The 20,579-nt window shown below is 69.5% G+C and carries 9 protein-coding genes; 2 read left to right on the top strand and 7 right to left on the bottom strand.

Annotated elements, in window-relative coordinates:
* Positions 1-358: 358 nt before the first annotated feature.
* Entirely contained in the window at positions 359-1,033 is a 675-nt protein-coding gene (locus tag FFS52_RS09770; RefSeq protein WP_065631886.1) for a LuxR C-terminal-related transcriptional regulator, read from the top strand.
* A 126-nt stretch (positions 1,034-1,159) separates the two neighbouring features.
* Positions 1,160-1,519, top strand: a complete 360-nt coding sequence (locus tag FFS52_RS09775; RefSeq protein ID WP_091344374.1) for a LuxR C-terminal-related transcriptional regulator — start codon at positions 1,160-1,162, stop codon at positions 1,517-1,519.
* A 25-nt stretch (positions 1,520-1,544) separates the two neighbouring features.
* Here FFS52_RS09775 and FFS52_RS09780 read toward each other — a convergent pair whose 3' ends face one another.
* The 7 genes from FFS52_RS09780 to FFS52_RS09810 form a co-directional block, all read right to left on the bottom strand.
* The gene (locus FFS52_RS09780; protein WP_240860253.1) at positions 1,545-2,507 is read right to left on the bottom strand and encodes an alpha/beta hydrolase family protein; all 963 of its coding nucleotides are present in this window, start codon (positions 2,505-2,507) and stop codon (positions 1,545-1,547) included.
* Between the two features lie 231 nt (positions 2,508-2,738).
* Positions 2,739-3,680: an anti-sigma factor gene (locus tag FFS52_RS09785; RefSeq protein WP_137809559.1), complete on the bottom strand. Its 942-nt coding sequence runs from the start codon at positions 3,678-3,680 to the stop codon at positions 2,739-2,741.
* Between the two features lie 7 nt (positions 3,681-3,687).
* Positions 3,688-4,296, bottom strand: a complete 609-nt coding sequence (gene sigK / locus FFS52_RS09790; RefSeq protein ID WP_068972012.1) for an ECF RNA polymerase sigma factor SigK — start codon at positions 4,294-4,296, stop codon at positions 3,688-3,690.
* Between the two features lie 91 nt (positions 4,297-4,387).
* Positions 4,388-5,170, bottom strand: a complete 783-nt coding sequence (locus FFS52_RS09795) for an ABC transporter permease (protein WP_058252001.1) — start codon at positions 5,168-5,170, stop codon at positions 4,388-4,390.
* Positions 5,160-6,413, bottom strand: a complete 1,254-nt coding sequence (locus FFS52_RS09800) for an ATP-binding cassette domain-containing protein (RefSeq protein ID WP_240860251.1) — start codon at positions 6,411-6,413, stop codon at positions 5,160-5,162. Before FFS52_RS09800 ends, FFS52_RS09795 begins: the two co-directional genes overlap by 11 nt.
* The gene (locus FFS52_RS09805) at positions 6,406-6,663 is read right to left on the bottom strand and encodes an MbtH family protein (RefSeq protein WP_137809561.1); all 258 of its coding nucleotides are present in this window, start codon (positions 6,661-6,663) and stop codon (positions 6,406-6,408) included. Before FFS52_RS09805 ends, FFS52_RS09800 begins: the two co-directional genes overlap by 8 nt.
* Positions 6,660-20,552 (bottom strand): non-ribosomal peptide synthetase, encoded by a 13,893-nt coding sequence (locus FFS52_RS09810; protein ID WP_137809562.1) that lies wholly within the window; start codon positions 20,550-20,552, stop codon positions 6,660-6,662. Before FFS52_RS09810 ends, FFS52_RS09805 begins: the two co-directional genes overlap by 4 nt.
* Positions 20,553-20,579 lie beyond the last annotated feature (27 nt).

The raw sequence follows: 20,579 nt of genomic DNA on the forward strand, positions 1-20,579 counted from the left end.
GGGTCGGGTCTGGTCGGGGGGGGCTGGTCGGTTTGTCGCCGGCTGGCGCCGGCACGGTCACTCTTTTTAGAACATGTTCTAGTCTTGCATGCCTTCGCTCCCGGCGGGACCCATCCGGGTGGTGTCCCCAAGAATGTGGACACGCCAGCGGTCAGATCGGGACCAGTTGATGTAGTTTCGCGCTCCGACGGGTGATATGTCCGACTCGGCACGTAGCTTTGGTCGAGGTTTCAGTAACGTGAAGCTGAGTAAAGGCTGAGAGTCTCGCATGTGCCTCGTGGGGGTGTTGGTGAACGACGAGCAGACGACCTTGATCGACGAGGATTCGTCGGAGGGTCATGCAGCGATCCGGGTTGGAATGGTCGACGACCATCGGTCCCCGATCTGGGGAATCGAACGAGTGTTGGACCCGGTTTCGGACATCTCGTTGGTCTGCTCGGCGACGACGGTTGCCGGCGTGCTCAGTGTCATGCAGCTCGACGTGGTCCTGCTGGACCTCCGTCTCGACGACGGCACCACGCCTCGCGAGAACGTCAACGCATTGTCGGCGGCCGGAGTGGCCACCGTCGTGTACACCTCTGGAGAGCATCCGGCGCTATTGAGATCGGCGGCGCGCGCCGGAGCGCTCGGCGTGGTGCTCAAGTCGGCGGACGAGTCGGTCATCATCGACGCCATCCGGGCGGCCGCCGACGGCCGGGCGGTCCTCACCACAGAATGGGCTGCCGCCATAGACGGCGACCCCGAACTGGCGACTGTCGACCTGTCGCCTCAGTTGCAGAAAGTGTTGGCGCTGTACGCGTCCGGCGAGACGTCGGCCCGAGTCGGGGCTGCTCTCGGGGTCTCCGCGGAGACGGTCAACGAGTACCTCAAGCGAATTCGCCAGAAATATGCGGACGCCGGGCGGCCGACGCGCACCAAGGTGGATCTCTTCAAGCGTGCCGTCGAAGACGGATGGCTCCCGGTGCCGCAGCGGTACCGGCACGAGGGACGGTCAACACCTGACGGGGCCTGGGGGCGAACGAAACATGGCTGACGGCATGGCAGCGGGAGTCGAGTCCCCATTTCTGGGTCTACCGACAGTTACTACGCCGTCTTAACGTTGGAACAGATTGATTTGGGGCGTCGGGGACACACGAGATAGCGCCGGTCTGAACAGGGGATGGGAACAATGACGGTCACTTCAGATATCTTCCGAGCCAGGACGGCGGCCGCACCGCGGCACGGAGTCGTGCCACGGCAACGTTCCAAGCCGGTTGATTACCTGGTTCCCGTCGAGCGCTCAGCGGCAGTGACACGTCCGAGTCTGTCGGACCGGGAGGTCGAGGTTCTGCTCGCCTGGCTAGCCGCCGAGTCCAAAGAAGATGCCGCCGCACGACTCTTCATCTCGGCGTCCACGGTGAGCACGCACCTTGCGCGCATCCGGGCGAAGTACACCGCGGTCGGGCGAAGTGCGCCGACGAAAACCCACCTTTTCGCGCGAGCACTCCAGGACGGTTACACCGGTCTCGACCAGTGGTGAGGCCTGGCCCTCGAATACTGAGCGCTCAGCGCAGGTCGCGTTCGATACGCGGCCAGGTCCGGTACAGGTCGTCCTGCCAGTAACCCCATGAGTGGGTGCCGGTCGGGCGGAAGTTCACCTCGACCGGGACGTCGAGCGCACGCATACGCTCGACCATCTGCCGGGTGCAGATGTCGATGGCGACCTCGATCCCGCCGCCCACGATCGCCTGGTTCGCCAGCGTGAAACCGTCGCCCGCGATACTCGGGTCGGTCAGCTGCTCGTGGACACCCGGTGCTCCCGTCCCGGTCGTCATGTAGACCTTGCTGCCGCGCAGTTTCGCCGCGTTCAGGTACGGATCGTTGGCTCGCCAGCCGGGACCGTCGAGCGGGCCCCACATGTTGGTCATGTCCGCTTGACCGCGGTCCTCGACGACCAATCGGATGTACTGCTGGCCGGCCGGGTCGCTGGTCCGAGCGCACCCGCTGAAGGCGGCGACGGATCGGTACAACCCTGGGGCGGCGATGGCGAGATTGAGCACCGAGGTCCCCGCCATCGAGATCCCCGCGATCGCGTTGACGCCGGTGGTGTCGAACTCGTCGTCGATCAGGGGCGGCAGTTCCTTCGTGAGGAAGGTCTGCCATTTGTTGCGGCCGAGAGCGGGATCGTCGCGCTGCCAGTCGGTGTAGTACGAGTAGGCGCCACCGATCGGGGTGACGACATAAGCGTGCCGGTCGGCGAAGTACCGCTTGTAGGTGGTCCGTGCGTCCCAGGTCGCGGAGTCCTCCCCGCCACCGGCGCCGTTGAGTAGGTACAGGGTGGGTGCCGGCCGGGTCCGATCCCGTGGCGTGAGCACCGTGACCGGGACCGTGCGGTTCATCGAGGCGGAGTGGACGAGCAGCGTCACCTGCTGCGGGTCATCGGTGTAGGAGTCGACGACGCGGGAACCGTCGGGGGACGACGGGGTGGCGGCCGCCGGCGCCCCGGGAGCGGTCGCGAGGCCGGCGATGACCGCACCCACCGTCAGCAACCCGGCGAGGACTCGCCACCCGCCGAGATGTCGCTGCCGCTGTTCCCGACGACCGATTCCGTTCACATCGCACCTACTCGTTCTCGAGATCCCGTCGGATCGGACGCGCCGACGTGCCGGCCCCACAGTCTATGGATCGCCCGCACACAGAAGAACGATACGAGCGGAGATCGCCAGGGCTGTCACCCGAAGGATCGAATTCTCGCCGGCCTAGAGGGCGACCTGGGCGAGGATCGGTGTCGTCGGCTGCGGCGAACCGCCGGCCGGTTCGATGGTGACCGCGAGCACGCTCGACCCGCGCACGTCGTCCACCACCACCGGGGCGGTGTCGTCTCCGGGGATCAGCCCGGCCGGCACCGGCTGCGGTGCACCGCCCACCAGCCACAACTGATACGTGCTGTCGGCCGGGATGGGCGTGCGCAGGTCCCGCAGGAGCGCGACCGCCTGGTCGGCCGATTCGGACGTCACCACCGCGATGGTGCCCCGGTCGTCGGCCAATGGCTCGACGCTCACGGACGCGTCCGCGGCCGTGAGTACCCCGAGCACCTCACGCTGGGAGTCGCTGAGCGCCGTCGACGAGGTGGACGACTCGGGGGCGGTGGTGCGACCGATGAGCACGCCTGCCCCCAGCGCCACGGCCACGGTCACCGCCGCGGCCGCCAGGATCGCCGTTGCGCGTGCCGGGCGCCGCGCGGTTCCACCCGATCGATGCTGTCCGTGGCGCGAGTCGCGGGGCCGCAATTCGACCGGCGGCGGCGGCGCGAGGTCGCTCTCGCCGGATCGGCCCGTTCCCGCGGGTGCGACCGGCGGGACGGGATCGACCGCGGCGGCCGGGTTCTGCGGGCCCGGATCGATGCCCGAGGGTACGTAGGCCTCCGGGGTCAGCGCCGCACCCTCGAAGACGTGCTGCAGCACCCGGTCCCGGAGTTCGGGCGGTGCGTCGAGCGCATACGTCGTCGCGAAACCCGCCATGGCCGCCTGGATGTCGGCGATCTGGGCGTCGTGTTCCGCCCGCTCGTGGGGTGGAAGTGCGGCGAGTTCTGACTCGACGCGTCTGGTCTCGTCGGGGGTCAGCGCGCCGACGGCGAACAATTCGACGTGGTCGTCGAGCCAGGTGGCCCCGCGGTCCCCGGTCGTATCGGATGTGGTCATTGTGGGATCAGGCGTCCTCGTGCGTCTTCAGGCAGGTTCTCAACCGACGCAGGCCATCTCGAATCCGAGATTTGATGGTGGGCAAGGGGGTATCGGTGTGCCGGGCGACCTCGGGATAGGTCAGGCCCCCGAAATACGACATCTCGATGCAGCTCCGTTGCAGTTCCGTGAGCGTGCCGAGACATGTTCGTAGCGTACGCGCCTCGTCGGTCTGCACAACGACCTCGAGCGGTATGTTCCGCGGTGTCTCCACCGAGACCGCGCCGTACTGCGACATGCGCTGTTGCTGCAGCTCCTCGGATCGGACGCGGTCGACGGCCCGCCGGTGGGCGATGGTCATCATCCATGTGATGACCGAACCGCGCCCGGGCTGGTACTCGCCGGCCTTCTGCCAGTACTGCAGGTACGCCTCCTGGACGATCTCCTCCGCGTACTGACGGTCCCGCACGACGCGGAACGCGAGTCCGTAGATCCGTGAACTCGTGCGGTCGTACAGCGTGGAGAACGCGGTCCGATCGCCTGTCGCGGCTGCGGCCAGCAACTCCCGCAGCATCTGTGCTTCGCCCCCGCGTCCGTGGTGCGCGTCGGTGGCCGCGCTGCCATCGTCCGGTGTCACGGTTCCACGGTAACGAAGACGTAGGGATTTCTCGGGTGATCGTCGATCCCGGGGCTACCGATCGCGAATCCATGGATCACTGACCTGCAGATCACCGGTTGGCGGCGCGGCGGTACAGGATGAGCGAGGCGGGTATGCACACCGCCAGTATGACCAGTGCCGATCCCACCGAGTATCCGACCGCGTGGTCGGCGACCCATCCGGTGGCCTCGGGGAAGGTCGGCGGTGCCTCGTTGCCGAAGAGCTGCCGGGACGCGGTCGCCACTGCCGTCACCGGATTCCACTCGGCGATCGCGCGCAGCGGACCCGGCAGGCTCTGGGCGGAGATGAACGCGCTCGACAGGAACGTGACCGGGAACATCCACAAGAACCCGATGCTCTGTGCGGCTTCGACATTCGGCGCGGCGAGACCGGTCACCGCACCCACCCACGCCATGGCGAGCGCGAACAGTCCGATGATGCCGAAGGCGAGGGCGGCGTCGCCGGCACTGCCCTGGACCCGCCAGCCGATCGCGAGCCCGCACGCGACCATCACCGCGAGGCCGACGACGCCCAGGAGCATGTCCGAGGTGACACGGCCGCTGATGACGCCCAACCGGGACATCGGTAGCGACCGCAGCCGGTCGACGATGCCGTCGGAGGTGTCGTTGGCCAGGCCGACCGTGGTGAAGGCGGCGTTGAAGACGACGGTCTGCGTGAAGATGCCGGCCATCAGGAATTCCCGGTAGGAACCCCCGCCGAAGGTCGCGCCGAAGACGTACGCGAACAGGAAGACGAACATCAGCGGCTGGATGGTGGCACTGATGAGCAGGGTGGGAATTCGCTTGACGGTGAGCAGGTTCCGCTCGACCAGCACTGCGGTGTCAGTGAGCATGGAGTCGGTCCGTTCGGGTCGGGGCGTGGGACAGGTCGGGATCGGCGTCGGCCACCCTCGGGATGACGGTGGTCTCGGCATCGGCTGTGGTCGGTGTGTCGCCACCGGGGTCACTGCCGCCATCGCTTCCTGGCGTGTCCCGCTCGGTGAGGGCCAGGAACACATCGTCGAGGGTCGGCGTGGCGACGGTGGCGTCGACGACGACGATTCCGGCGGCGTCGAGCGCCCGGACGGCGGCGACCGCGCTACGGCTCCCGTCGCTGACCGGCAGGGACCACCGTGTGTTGTCGCTGTGTGCCGGGCCGGGTTCGCGGTCGGAGCGATCCGACTCGTCGAGTCGTTCGGGCATGCCGAGTCCGACCTCGGCGAGGGTCGTGGCGACCAGTTCGTCGTGAGCGGTCCCGTCGGAACGCACCTCGATGGTGAGGATCGACGCACCGGTGGAGGCCTTGAGGTCGGCGGCACTGCCCTGGGCCCGGATCGTCCCGTGGTCGATGACGGTGATCTCGTCGGCCAGAGCGTCGGCCTCTTCCAGATACTGCGTCGTGAGCAGGACCGTTGCGCCGTTCGCGACCTGTTCGGTGATGACCTCCCACATCTGGCGTCGCCCGCGGGGATCCAGTCCCGTCGTCGGTTCGTCGAGGATGACCAAGGACGGTCGGTTGATCAGGGCGCCGGCGAGATCGAGCCGGCGGCGCATGCCGCCGGAGTAGGTACGCATCGGGCGGTCGGCGGCGTCCTGCAGGGCGAGGTCGGCGATCAGTTCGCGCGCCCGTGCCGAGGCCTCGCCCCGGGAGAGTCCGTACAGCTGACCGACCATCCGCAGGTTCTCGAAACCGGTCAGGTTCCCGTCGACGGCGGCGTATTGCCCGGACACGCCGATGATCTTGCGGGCTGCGCCGGGATCGGCGAGCGCGTCGACGCCGTCGACCACGACGCTGCCCTCGTCGGGCTTCATCAGCGTCGCGACTGCGCGGACGGTGGTGGTCTTGCCGGCTCCGTTGGGGCCGAGCAGCGCGTGCACGGTGCCGGCGGGCACGGTCAGGTCCAGGCCGTTGAGGGCATGGACGCGGCGACCTCGGCCGAACAGCCCGGTGCGGAAGGTCTTTCGCAGACCGCGGAGCTCGAGGGCGTTGCGGGCAGGGGCGACGCCATCGGTGGATGTCTCGCCGGGAACCGTGGCCGGACCGGTCGGCGACGAGTTGGTCGCCGGAGTGGTTTCGGCCGACGTCATGTCAGCCATACTGTGCCGCCCCATGTGTGGCCTCCCTCTCACTGTTCTGCGAACGTTCCATCGCGCGGATCAGGCTGGCGGGCCGCATGTCTCGCCAGTTTTCTTCGACATACTCGAGGCACTCGTCGTGACCCGACGGACCGAACACGACGGTCCAACCGTCGGGGACGGGGGCGAAGTCCGGCCACAAGGAATGCTGGTTCTCGTGGTTGACGAGGACGCGGAAGGTCCCCTCTGTGTCGTCGAACGGGTTCGTCATGATTCCTCCTCCTGTGCTGCGATTCCCGGTGTGCCCGGGTCTGGTTCGATCGGGCCTGATTCGATTGCGGTCAGCCACTCGGAGACGTTCTCCGGCAGCAACATGCGTGCGTGGGTGCTGGTCGCCTGGACCTCGACGACGCGACCGGTGACCTTGCTGTGCCAGTCGGCGACCGCCGGCGGACCGTCATGCGCGTCCACGGTCGCGGTGACGAAGGTGAGGTCGCCGTCGAAGACCCGGGGTTGCCAGTTCCGCGCCAGCGGTGAGGCGTGGCGGAACACCTCGTGGACGGTCGTGAGCGTCTCCTCGGACAAGCCGCCGAGCGCGCCGCCCGCCGCGGAGATGACACGGAACGCGTCCGCGACCGAGGGCTCGGTGCCCTCCTCGCCACCCTCGGGGACGTCGAGTCCGAACTCGCGCATGAGTTCTGCGATCGACGCCTCGGTGTCGAGGTCGGGCCGTTCGGCGACGACGTAACTGTCGAGCACGACGAGTTGCTCGACGGTCTCGCCGGCCTCCTGGAGTTGCACGGCCATCTCGTGGGCGATCAACCCGCCCAGCGACCACCCGAGCAGGTGGTACGGCCCCTCCGGTGACACCGTGCGCAGCTTCGCCACGTACACCTCGGCGAGGTCGGCGATCGTCTGCGGGCACGGATCACCGGCGAGCGCCGGGTGCTGTAGGCCGTAGACCGCGCGGTCGGCAGGCAGGTGGGGCAGCAGGGAGGTGAAGCTCCAGGACAGTCCGATCGCCGGGTGGACCACGAAGAGCGGTGCGGGAGCATCGTTTCCGACGTTGTCGCTGATGCGGCGCAACGGCAGGAGGGTGTCGAGACCGGAGGCCGACGGTCCGGTGTCCCCGTCGGAGTGCGCCCCGCCGTCGAGCAGCTCGGCGAGTTCGGCGGGACTCGGGGCCCCGAACAGCGACTGCGCCGCCAGGTGCTGCCCGGTGAGCTCGCTCAGCTTGCCGGTCACGGCGGTGGCCATCAGCGAGTTGCCACCCAGGTCGAAGAATCCGTCGTCGGCACCGATGGCGTCGAGGTCGACCTCGAGCACCTCCGCGAAGACGCGGGCGATGGTCGTCTCGGTCCCGGGGGCCGGCGCCCGGCCCGAGGCGGAGACGGCCGGGGTCGGCAGCGCCGCGCGGTCGAGTTTGCCGGTGGGGGTCAGCGGAATGTTCTCGAGCACGGAGACCGACACCGGCACCATGTGCCGCGGCAACCGTCGTCCCACCCGGCGCCGCAGGTCGGCGGGATCGGGTTCGTGCCCGCGCGTCGCGGTCACGTAGCTGCGCAGGATCGCCTGGGCCCCGGTGCCGTCCACAAGTGTCACGGCGAAGTCGACGTCGGGTTCGGCGGCGAGCGCGTCGTCGATCTCACCCAGTTCGATGCGGAATCCGCGGACCTGCACCTGGGAATCGCTGCGGCCGACGTAGAGGAGCTGCCCGTCGCCGGTCCAGCGGACCAGGTCGCCGGTACGGTACATCCGTTGGCCGGCGAACCGGGGACCGGTGACCATCGGAGCCGGGACGAATCGGACCGCGGTGAGGCCGGGCCGACGGTGATAACCGCGCGTGAGCTGCACGCCCGTCAGGTACAGGTCGCCGGTGACGCCGGGCGGCACCGGATGCAGCCGATCGTCGAGGACGAGCGCGCCGACGCCGTTGTTCGGCGTGCCGATCGTCAGCGGCGTGTTCGGGGTCAGCGACCGGCTGCCGGTCGTGATGATCGTCGTCTCGGTGGGTCCGTAGACGTTGATCATCGTGCGACCGGGCGACCAGCGCCGCACGAGGTCGGTTCCGTAGGCCTCGCCACCGACCGCGAGTGCGCGCAGTGACGGCACGGCGGCGGGGTCCATGCTGGCGACCGCGGCGGGGGTGATGAACGCATGCGTCGCCTGGCGCGCCCTGATCACGTCGCTGAGCGCAGTGCCGCCGTAGACGTGGGGTTCGACGATGGTCAGTGCCGACGAACCGGCCAGCGCGAGCAGCATCTCCAGCACGGAGGCGTCGAAACTCGGTGAGGCGAAGTGCAACACGCGGGACGTGGGTCCGGGGGTCATCCGTTCCGCGAGTTCGTCGTGCACCGCGCGCAACCCGCTGTGCGGGACCAGGACGCCCTTGGGCTTACCGGTCGATCCCGACGTGTAGATGATGTAGGCCAACTGATCCGGGCGGATCGTCGACGCCCGCTCGGCGTCGGTGATCGGCGCCGGCGAGGAGTGCTTCATGCGGGTCCGGGTCGACGCGGCGTCCAGGACGAGGGTCGGTACCTCGCTCCCGGCCGAGCTCTCCGCGATGCGTTCCCACGACGACGAGGTCGTCACGACCAGCTGCGCGCCGCTGTCGTCGAGCATGTGCGCGATGCGGTCGGCGGGATACTCGGGGTCGATGGGAACGTATGCGGCGCCGGCCTTCACGATCGCCCAGATCGCCACCAGGGAGTCGATGGAACGGCTGATCGCCATCGCGACCACCGGTTCGCGGGACGACCGGACGTCGGGACCCTCGGTCCCCGGCTCGTCGTCCGAGCGCGAGTAGGCCCCCACCCCGCGGCCCAGGAGGACCCGGGCCAGCCGGTTCGAGCGGGCGTCGAGTTCGGCGTAGGTGAGCGTCTCGGGGCCCTCGCCGTCCGCGGTGGGCTGCCCGATCGCGGCGAGCCCGTCGGGGTGCCGCCGCACCGCATCGGCGATCAGCACGTCCAGCGTCGTCGGTGCGTTGCCGCGCGGTCCGAGAGCGGGGGTGCGCTCGGCCACCTCGAGGGGGTCGGTGATGCGGATGTCGCCGATCGCGCGTCCGGGGTCGCCGAGCATGCCGCGCAACACGCGCATGAGCCGCGTTCCCAGCATCTGGGCGTCGTCGTGGCCGTATCGCGCCGCGTCGTAGGTGATCTGGACGGCGGCGTCGGTGTCGGAGTCGGTCGCGCCCAGGCCGGTGACGGTGAATTGCAGGTCGAACTTGGCGGCGAGGGACTCGAATTCGGCCACCTCGGCCATCAGGTCGTCGTCCATCGGAACGGCGGTCCCGGCGAGGGAATCAGCACCGCCCACCGGGGTCGGCGCGCCACCGGCGAAGTCGTGCACCGACAACGCCACCTGGAAGAGCGGGTGTCGACCGTGCGCGCGTTCGGGATTGAGCGCTGTCACGATGTCGTCGAAGGGCACCCCGCGGTGATCGAGGGCGTCGATGTCGGTGTCGCGGGTCCGGCGGACCAGTGCGGCGACGGTCTCCGCGCTGCGCAGGTGGCTGCGCAGCGGCACCATGTTGACGAACATGCCGACCACGCCGCTGTAGTCGCGGTCGACGCCGGTCATCCCGGTGCGGTTGTCGACCGGACTGCCGATGACCAGGTCATCGCCGACGCCCAGACGGTGCAGCAGGATCGCCAGTGCGGTGTGCAGGACGGAGAACGGCGTCGTCGACTGTTCACGGGCGAAGGCGGTGAGGCCCGCCCGGGTGTGTGCCGGGAGCGGCAGACTCACCGACCGGGCACCCGAACCACGTCTGCCGCCGCCGACCGGTTCCACCGTGCTCTCGGCGGGCGCACCTGCCAGGTGATCGGTCCAGAATCCCAGCTCGTCGGTCGTCGCGGGCGCCGTCGCACTCTCGACGGCGTGGTCGCGATAGTCGAGAGCGGCCGCATCCCAGGTCTCGGCGCGGCCGGCGCGTCGTTCTCGGTAGGCCTGCGCCAGGTCGCCGACGAGGGTCGGCAACGACGCGCCGTCGGCGGCGATGTGATGCACGACGAGCAGGAGGATGTGCGTCGCGGTCTCGCCACGCGCACCGGGGTCGGCGACGACCGTGGCACGCAAGGGCGCCTCGGTGGTCGGGTCGATGGGCGTCGACGCGAGGCGCGCGATCTCGCTCATCAGCGCGTCGGGGTCCGCGGGGACGACGGGGGTCAGCGAGCCGACGACGGCCGCGGGATCGTCGAGCACCCGGCCCGTCGGTGTCCCGTCGACCGCCTCGAAGACCGTCCGCAGGCTGGTGTGCCGGGCGACGACATCGGTGAGTGCACCGCGGAGGGCCGCGAGATCGATGTCCCCGGTCAGTCGCAGGACGAAGGGCATCAGGTACTCGGTCGACGCGGGGTCGGCCGCCGCCAGCGACCACAGGCGGCGCTGGACCGGCGCGAGCGGGAAGGTCTCCCGTCGGACCGGGCGACCCGACGACTCGTCGGACTCCGCGGTCGGTGCCCAGTCGGCCGGCAGGCTGATCAGGTCCGCGAGGGCTTCGGCGGTCGGGTGGTCGAAGACGTCCCGGACGCGGAGGCGGCCGTCGGCCGACACCCGGTTGATCCGACTGACCAGGGTGGTCGCCTGCAGCGAGGTGCCACCCAGCAGGAAGAAGTCGTCAGTGGCACCGATCTCCTCGCGAGCGAGGCCGAGGACGTCGGCGACGATGCCGACCAGCGCGGTCTCGGCATCACCGCGCGGTGCGCGACCGACGGACGACATGCTGCTCGCCGACGGCTCCGGCAGTGCCCGATGGTCGAGCTTGCCGTTGCCGGTCAGCGGGATCTCGTCCAGCACGACGATCGCGGACGGGACCATGTGGCGCGGCAGGCGGCTGCGGACCGACTCCAACACCTTTGCGGTGTCCACTGTTTCCGGGGCGTCTGCGGACTCGGGGTCGCCGGCCGCCCCGGCGGAGCGCGTCACGTAACCGACCAGGGTGGCCGATGCGCTCTCGCCGCGGACGACGGTGGTGGCGAAGTCGATTCCGTCCACGGCCGCCAGTGCCGCACTCACCTCGTCGAGTTCGATGCGGAAACCGCGGACCTTCACCTGGTTGTCACTGCGACCGTGGTAGGTCAGCGCGCCGTCGGCGTCGCGGTGCACGATGTCACCGGTGCGGTACATGACGGCGCCGTTTCCGTCGGGGGAGGCCACGAACCGGCCGGCGGTCAGACTGCGGCGCCCCAGGTAGCCCCGTGCCACTCCCGGCCCGCTGAGGTAGAGCTCGCCGGGGACGTGGTCGGGCAGCGGGCGCAACCGGTGGTCGAGGACGAGTGCGGTGCACTCGTGGACCGGCGTGCCGATGGTGATCGGCTCACCCGGGCGCAACGGCGCCGACATCGTCGCGACGATGGTCGTCTCGGTCGGCCCGTAGGAGTTGATGTAGCGACGGCCGGTTCCCCAGCGCGCCACCAGTTCCGGGGTGCTGGCCTCGCCGCCCACACCGAGGGTCCGCAGGTGCGGGAGCGGATGGGGTGCCGCGGCGGCGAGCGCCGACGGCGTGATGAACGCGTGGGTCACCTTGCGCTCGTCGAGGAACTCGACGAGTTCGTCGCCACCGTAGATCGTCGTCGGTGCCACCACCATCGTCGCGCCGGACTCGACCGCGAGGAGGAACTCCAGCATCGATGCGTCGAACGAGGGGGAGGCGAACAGCAGGGTGCGATCGCCGGGGCCGACCTCGTACCGCTCCCGCTGGGTCTGGGCGAACGCGGCCAGGCCGCGATGGGAAACGCTGACGCCCTTCGGTTTTCCGGTGGAGCCGGAGGTGTAGACGATGTAGGCGATCGAATCCGGGTGCCGGGCCGGGGGCCGGAAGCCCGCGCGCTCGCCGGTGCGCAGATCCTCCGGGGTCAGCCACCAGATGTCGTGCGGCACATCGCGACGGTGGTCGGCGCTGCTGATGCCGAGGATGGCGCCCGAATCGGCGATCATGTGGGCGATCCGCTCGGCCGGGTAACGCATGTCGACCGGCAATGCGGCCGCGCCCGCCTTCGTCACGGCCCATGTGGCGACCACCGATTCCAGGCTGCGATCGACGGCGATCGCGACCACGTCCTCGGTGCCGACCCCGAGATCGCGCAGGGTGAGTGCCCAGCGCGCGGAGATCCGATCGATCTCGGCGTAGGTCAGCGTGCGGTCTCCGTCCTCGACCGCCACGCGATCGGAATGGTCGATGACGGTGTCGGCGAGAATGTCGGCGAGATGCCGCGGCTCGATCGAGCGGTGGTCGCGCACAGCTGGATCGGCGGAGTCCGCGAGATCGGCGGTCCCGGCGGTGTCCACGAGATCGGCCGTCCCGGCCAGGTCGTCGAGAGGTGTCGACGGATCCGCGGCGACCGCGCGTGCGAGATCGACGAACATCCGGGCCAGTTCGCTGACGCGCTCGCGCGTGTGGACATCGGTCGCATAAGTGAACCGCGCGCGCCCATTGCGGATTCGCAGTTCGAGGTCGAACCGGGCGGCCGCGGTCTCGATCTCCTCGGCGACGACCTGCAGGCCGGGCAGATCAACCCTGGTGTGGTCCGGTTCGAGGGTGTCAGAGACCCCGGCGTCGAACGCCAGCGCGATCTGGAATATCGGATGCCGGTCCGTGCGAGGCGGATTGAGCATCGAGACGATCTGCTCGAACGGCATGTCGGCGCCCGCCAGCGCGTCCAGATCGCGGCTGCGGACGGAGTCGAGCAGGGCCGCGAACCCCTGGCTCCCGTCGACCGGGGTCCGGAGGACGACCGAGTTCACGAACATGCCGACGATGTCGGCGAGCCGGGGATCGGCGCGTCCGGCGACGGGGGTGCCGATCACGATGTCCGACGCCGAACCGGCGACATGAACCTGCGGGTCGGCGTTCAGCCGATGCAGCAGCGCGGCGAACACCGCATGCACGCACATGAATTCGGTCGCCCGGCCGCCGCCCAGTGCGGACAGGCGGCTGCGCAGTTCGGCGTCGAAGTCGACCTCGACCACGCCCGCGGTGCGGGCGGACCCGCTCGGCGCGTCGGGCACGAGGACCGGACCGACATCGATCCCGTCCAGGTCCTGTCGCCACCGGTCGGCCAGATCGGTCCGGGTCTCGAGGTGATCGGCCTGCCAGCGCAGGTAGTCGCGATAGTCCAGGGCCGGCGGAGCGGCGGTGACCGCGGCTTCGGTACCGTTCTCGGCCGCCGTCCGCAGTTCGGCGTAGGCGGTGGTGATGTCGCGGTGCAGCGGCACCATCGACCAACCGTCGGCCGCGATGTGGTGGATGACGAGGGTCAGCTTGTGATGCGCGGTGTCACTGTCGATCCGGTGCAGCGCGACGCGCAGCGGTACGTCGACGGTCAGGTCGAACGGACGACGCGCCAGCGCCTGCGCCTGGGCCGGCCACTCCGCCGAAGTCGTCTCGACGACGGTGAGTTCGGTCTGCACCTCGTCGGTGGGACGTACGTCCAGGTCGGGGCGCCCGTCGTGCTCGGGATAGACGGTGCGCAGCATCTCGTGGCGGTCGACGGCGTATCGGAGCGCGCCGGAGAGGGCGTCCACGTCGAGATCGCCACGCAGATCCAGCGCGAAGGCGATGGCGTAATCGGCTGTCGACGAACCGTTGTCGGAGTCGGCTCGACCCGGATCGGCCTCGGCACCGCCCGCGAGCTGGTTGAGGAACCAGAGCTGCTGCTGCGCGGGTCCCGGTCGCGCCGGGCTGTCCGGATCGTGCCGGAGGTCGGCGAGCGTCCGCGCCTCGACGAGGGCGGTGTCACCCTCGTCGGCGCCGCCGAGCCGGGCGATGCCGGCGACGGTCGAGTGGTCGAAGACCTCGCGGACGGGGATTCGTCGCCCGGTGAGACTCTCGAGTGCGCCGACGATCTGGGTCGCCAGCAACGAGTTGCCGCCGAGATCGAAGAAGTCATGATCGCGGCCGATGGTGCCGCGTTCCAGCTCGAGACGCTCGGCGATCAGATCGGCGACCGCCTGCTCCAGGGGGTTGCGCGGCGCGACGAACGCCACGTCGCCGTCCACCGATCCCGGCTCCGGCGCGGGCAGTGCCCGGAGGTCGACCTTGCCGATCGGGGTCGTGGGGATCTCGTCGAGCTCGATGATCGTCGACGGGATCATGTGCCGCGGCAGGCGCTGTGCCAATCGGTCTCGCACCGCAGCGGCCTGCCCGTGGGCGCCCGCGGTCACGGTCACGTAGGACACGAGATGGGCGCGGTCGCCCTCGCCGTGCGTGGTGGTGACCGCCGCCCGCACCGACTCGTCGGCGACCAGGGCGGCGTCGATCTCACCGAGTTCGATGCGATGCCCGCGGATCTTGGTCTGATGGTCGGCCCGCCCGCGGAACTCGAGTTCGTGATCGGAGGTCCACCGGACGAGGTCGCCGGTTCGGTACATGCGCTCGCCGGGATCGCCATAGGGGTTGGCGATGAAGCGTTTGGATGTCAGCGGTCGGACGCCGTGGTACCCGCGGGCGAGATGCTCACCGGCGATGTACAACTCGCCGATCGCGCCGGGGGCGACCGGACGCAGGCGCTCGTCCAGGACCAGCGCGGAGATGCCGCGGATGGGCCGGCCGATGGTCAGCGTCGTGTAGTCGGGGCTGATCGGCGCCGACACCGCGGCCACCACGGTGGTCTCGGTGGGACCGTAGGCGTTGAACAGGTTCGGGCCGGTCGACCAGGTGCGGACCACCTCGGAGTTCGGGTGCTCGCCGCCGATGACGAGAACCTCGAGATCGGGGACGTCGTCCGGCGTCATGGTGGTCAGTACCGACGGGGTGAGGAAGGCATGCGTGATCCGCGCATCGCGCATCAGCTCGGCGAGCTCGGTGCCGCCGACGATGCCCGGCGGCACGATGTGCATGGTCGACCCGGCGGAGATCGCCATCAGGATCTCGAGTACCGACGCATCGAAACTCGGCGACGCCATGTGCATCGTCCGACTGGTGGGCGTGATCCCGTACTGCGTGACCTGTTGCGCGCCGAAGTCGGCGAGTCCGCGGTGGCTGACGACGACGCCCTTGGGCGTGCCGGTGGTCCCCGATGTGTAGATCAGGTAGGCGGGCTGGTCGACGTCGAGGACGCCTCGGCGCTCCGAGTCCGCGATGGGCTCCGTTGATTCGGCTTCGATCCATTCGCGGATCGCGGGGTCGTCGAGGACGACTGTGCTCAGAGCGGGCCCGGCGCCGGGATCGGACGACCGATCGGTGACGAGCAGTCGTGCGCCCGAGTCGGTCAGCATGTGTTCGATGCGGCCGGACGGATACGCGGGATCGACCGGGAGCCAGGCGGCTCCGGTGCGGGCGATCGCCCACATCGCGACAATCCACTCGACACTGCGCGGAAGTGCCACGGCCACATGGTTCTCAGGCCCGGCGCCACCGTCGATGAGCGCCCGCGCCAGCTGGTTCGACGCCGCGTCGAGTTCGCGGTAGGTCAGCGACCGGGTGCCGTCGGTGACCGCGACGCGGTGTGGCGAGGACTCCGCGGCCGCCGACAGCAGCCGGGTGAGGTGTTCGACCGGACGGCGGCCTTCGCCGACTGCCGGGACGAGATCGAGACGCTCGTGCAGGTCGAGCACCGGCAGGTCGCCGATCGGGGCGCTCGGGTCCGCGGTCGCCGCCTCCAGCATGCGGACCAGGCGCGAACCCAGTCCGGCCACCGTGTCCCGGTCGAAGAGAGCGGTGGCGTAACCGATCTCGAGGGTGAGGCCGGCGGGCTCGCCGGTCGCCCCGCGCACCTCGGTGAACGTGAACTGCAGATCGAAGGTGGTGCGACCGGTGTCCACGCGGGATGCGGTCGCCGAGAGCCCGGCGAAGTCGAGCCGGATGGCGGAACGGTCCTCCAGGGCCATCGACACCTGGAAGTACGGGTGGACATTGCCCGAACGGGCCGGGTTCAGTTCGGTCACCAGTCGGTCGAACGGCATGTCGGCGTTGTCGAACGCGTTCAGATCGGTGTCCCGGACATGTGCCACCAGGTCGGCGAACGGCAGGTCCTTGTCGACGACGGTGCGCAACGCCAGCGTGTTGACGAACATGCCCACGAGGTCGTCGAGGTCGGCGTCGCCGCGTCCGGACACCGGTGTGCCGATGATGACGTCCGAGGACTGCGCGAGGGAACGGAGCAGGAGCGCCACCGAGGCGTGGAGCACCATGAAGACCGTGGCGTCGGCCTCGGTCGCGATGGTCCGGATCGCGCCGTAGGTGTCGGGGTCGATGGTCGAGGTCACCGACGATCCGGACCGACCGGTCACCTCCGAATCCCGGCCTCGGGGACGGTCCAGGGGCAGCTCGGTCTCGCCCGGCGCCCCGTCGAGGGTGTCCCGCCAGAACTCGAGTTCGGCCGCGGCATGCGGACTCTCGTCGAGCCATGCGTGACGTGCGGCGCTGGTCTGCGAGTAGGAGACCGGCAGCTGCGACCATTCGGGCTCGATGCCGTCGCGGCGGGCGCGGTAGGCCGTGGCCAGGTCGCCGGCGAGGGGGGCCAGCGACCAGCCGTCGGCCGCGATGTGATGGACGACCATCGTGAGTCGATGATCGTCGTCGGCGGTACGGACGAGGCGCGCACGGACGGGGATCTCGGCGGCCAGATCGAAGGGGAGCGAGGCGAAGTCGCGGTCCGGGCACTGGGCGACGTCACCGGTCGCGAGGACCGGCAGGTCGACGTCGACCGCGTCCGGGTCGATCGCGGAGATGCATGCCACACCGTCGATCTCGGCGACGACGCTGCGCAGCGGCTCGTGTCGGCGGACGACGTCGACCAGGGCCGTCCGGAGTGCGTCGGTGTCGAGTGCGCCGACGAAGCGGACGGTGAACGGCATGTTGTAGGTCGCCGAGGACGCGGAGTCCAACCGTGTCGCGAGCCACAGCCGATGCTGGGCCGGGGACAGCGGCACGGCTCCGGAGACGGTCCGCCCGGCGGTGTCGTCGGAGGGGACCGAGGCGGAGCCGACGGCCGGCTCATCAGTGTCGACGCCCAGGTCGGAGAGGGCCGCTACTAGGCCGGCGAGGTCGTCGGCGTCGAACACCGTACGGATCCCGATCCGATGGCCGGTGGCGCGAGACAGCCGCGAGGCCATCCGTGTCGCCGACAGTGACGTCCCGCCGATCTCGAAGAAGTTGTCGCTCAGCGACACCGACGCCGGAGCCGTGGCGGGAGCCTCGTTCGCCACCTCGTCGGACATGCCGTCGCGCAGGTCGAGCACATCGGCGACGGACGCCACGACGAAGCGTTCGAGCGCGGTACGCGCGGGGACGAACTCGCGGTGGGTCCGCAGGTCGGGCCGCGGCAGCGCACGGCGGTCGAGCTTGCCGTTGGCGGTGGTGGGCAGTGCGTCGAGGACCATGATCGCGGTGGGGATCATGTGATCCGGTAGCGCGGTTCGGAGTTCGGCTCGCAGGTCCTTGTCGGTGAGTCCGGTGCCGGTGACGTAACCGACGATCGTGGGCTCACCGGCGACCAGATCGTCCCGGATGACCACGCCGGCGGCGGTCACGCCGTCCAGCCGGCTGAGGGTCGACTCGATCTCGCCGAGTTCGACCCGCTGGCCGCGGATCTTGACCTGTGAGTCGGTGCGACCGAGGTATTCCAGCTCGCCGGCGGCGTTCTGACGGACGAGATCGCCGGTGCGGTAGAGCCGTTCGCCCGGCGCCGCAGGCGAGGCGACGAATCGCGATGCCGTCAGGTCCGCGCGCGACCGGTAGCCGCGGGCCAGCTGGACGCCGCCGAGATAGAGTTCGCCGATCGCGCCGGGCGGTTGCGGCCGCAGGCGGTGGTCGAGCACGTGGACACCGGTGTTCCACACCGGGGAGCCGATCGGGATCACCGGGACGTCGGCGCGGCAGTGGTCGTGGTGGGTGACGTCGATCGCGGCCTCGGTGGGGCCGTAGAGGTTGTGGATCGGAGCGGACGTCAGCATCGCGGCGGCACCGACCGTCGCGGGAGTCAGAGCCTCACCGCTGGTGAAGATGCGGCGCAGGCTCGTCAGCTCCGATGCATCGTCGGCGTCGAGTGCCGCGGTGAAGGCGGCGAGCATCGAGGGCACGAAATGCAGTGTCGTGACGCGGTGTTCGGCGATCACGTCACGCAGATACCAGGGGTCGCGATGACCGTCGGCAGTCGGTACGACCAGTGCCGCGCCGGTGGTGAACGGCCAGAAGAACTCCCAGACCGACACGTCGAAGGTGGACGGGGTCTTCTGCAGCACCCGGTCGTCCGGTGCGAGCTCGTAGCGGGCCTGCATCCACGCGAGGCGGTTGACGATGGCGCGGTGGGTGATGACCACGCCCTTCGGCTTGCCGGTGGAACCGGAGGTGAACAGCACATAGGCGGCCGTGTCGGGGCTCGGGGGCGTCGGTGCGGCTACGTCGGAATCGTCGTCGGCGCGCAGTTCGGCGAGCACCGACTCGGTGATGACGAGGTCGGGGGCGGCCACCTCGAGGATGTGCCCGAGCCGGTCCGCCGGCTCCGCCGGGTCGATCGGCAGGAATGCGCCGCCGGCACGGATCACCGAGTGCAGCGCCAGGATCTGGTCCGTGCTGCGGGGTAGCTGAACGCCGACGACGCTCTCCGGGCCGATCCCGCGACGCGCGAGCGCGGATGCGATCTGTGTTGCGGCGCAGGCGAACTCGCGGTGGGTGAGCGAGTGTCCGTCCTGTGCGTCGGTGATCGCGGTCTCGTCGGGGTGGGCCCGGGCCGCGTCGTCGAGCAGGTCGACGAGGGTGGTGTCGCCGTGCTCGACCTGCTCCCCGGTCATGCGCTCGGGTAGCGCATCGCGTTCGGCATCGGTCAGGAGGTGCAGGTCCGACATCCTCGTGTCGCCGGGCGCACCGACGAAGGCGGTCACGAAGTCGACGAGACGACGGTGGTGGGTGGTGATGTCGTCGTCCGGGTAGATGTTCGGATTCGCCTCGAGGTCGAGGGTCATCCCGCCGTCGAGGCTGTCGTACACGTTGACCGACAGATCCTCGATCGGCCCGGTGGACAGGACGTGCAATTCGCCCTTGAGCGGGCCGAAGTCGATGTGCTGGAAGAACAGCATGACGTTGACGAGCGGGCCGAAGAAGCCACGCCGCGCCCCCGCTGCCCCGAGGATCTGGGAGGTGATGTCCTCGTGCCGGAACTTCTGGTGCCGGACGGCGACCTTGATCTCCGAGTTGACCGATTTCAACAGATCGGTCACGGTGGCGGAATCGTCGTGGAGCGCGATGCGCAACGGGACGACGTTGGAGGTGAGACCTGCCGAGGTGCGCAGCACGTCGCGGTCGCGGGCCGCGACCGGCAGGCTCAGCATGGCCTCGTCGCGGTCGGTGTAGCGCGCGACGTAAGCGGCGACCGCAGCGGTGATGACCGAGGCCGGCCGGACCCGGTGGCTGTGTCCGAGTTCGCGGATCCGGGCGACAAGGGTGTCGTCGAGTACCGCCGATCGGACGACCGACAACGGCGCGGCCGGAGCGGAAAGGCTGGTGAGGGTGGTCATCTCGGGCATATCGGCCAGATGGGACGCCCAGTGCTCGCGGTCCTCGGCGAACTTGGCGGAGGCACGGTACTCGCGGTCGAACTCGGCGATGTCGACCATCGACGCGGTGTCCGCGATCGGCGGCGGCGTTCCGTTCACGATCGCCGTGTAATGCGAGGCGACACGAAGCATCATGTACATCGCGGCATAGCCGTCGAAGCCGATGTGGTGACCGTGGCAATACCAGATCGAGTGTCCGGGACCCACTTTGAGCAGGTGTGTCTCGAGGATGCGGTCTTCGAAGACGTCTGAGCTGGCACTTCGCCGGCGGTCGATCCAGGCCAGTGCGGCCGCGCGCGGGTCCTCGGCGTCAGAGAAGTCCTGTCGACCCAGCACCACGTGCTGCGACCGGTCGAGAACCATCATCGGTTCGCCGTCGTCGGTCGGGATCAGCCGCAGCAGCGGGGCCTCGGTCTCACTCTCGGTGAGGGTGACCGCACGCTGCATGATGTCCGGATCGACGTCGACGAGTGGGTCGTCGCTCTCGCCCTGCGGACCCGATGTGTCGCCGCGGAATTCGACGTACGCGTCGATGGTCATCGGCACGTCCGGCTCGAGCTGCTGGGCGTAGAAGATGCCGCGCTGAGCGGCGGTCATCGGGATCGTCAGGTCGGTGTCGATGTCGGTAGCAACGGTGTTCCGGACCGCGTCGTCTGTGGTCACGCGTGCCTCCCCTGTGAGTGCGTGCCC

The sequence above is a fragment of the Gordonia sp. ALPHA1B1 genome, from assembly GCF_005502615.1.
GTDB classification, from domain to species: Bacteria; Actinomycetota; Actinomycetes; order Mycobacteriales; family Mycobacteriaceae; genus Gordonia; species Gordonia hongkongensis.